The organism is Streptomyces sp. GbtcB6, assembly GCF_019091475.1.
GTDB lineage: Bacteria > Actinomycetota > Actinomycetes > Streptomycetales > Streptomycetaceae > Streptomyces > Streptomyces hyaluromycini.
In genome coordinates this window covers 1-238 of sequence record NZ_JAGXJL010000452.1, presented here as the reverse complement: position 1 = coordinate 238, position 238 = coordinate 1, and the positions used below count along the sequence as shown (strand labels likewise).

Sequence of the window (238 nt, the reverse complement as noted above, 5' to 3'; positions counted from 1 at the left end):
GCCCTGCACGACTGGTACCTGGGCGCGGACGACTGGGAGTCACCGCTCGGCGGGATCCAGATGCTCGGCAAGTCGGATGCCCACCAGATCCACGGCGAGGCCCCGCGCTGGGCCGGGGCGGTCGCGCCGGTCATGCCGTTCGAGGCCCTGGCCCATCCCGCCGTCGACTACTGGCTGTGCGGGGAGGACCTGCCGCAGCCGGACTACCGGGTGACCCTGGAGGACGACGGCCGTATCC

At 72.7% G+C, this 238-nt stretch carries 1 pseudogene; it reads left to right on the top strand.

What is annotated here, in order from left to right:
* Positions 1-238, top strand: a pseudogene (locus KVT45_RS55640) (dehydrogenase); the annotation flags it as partial.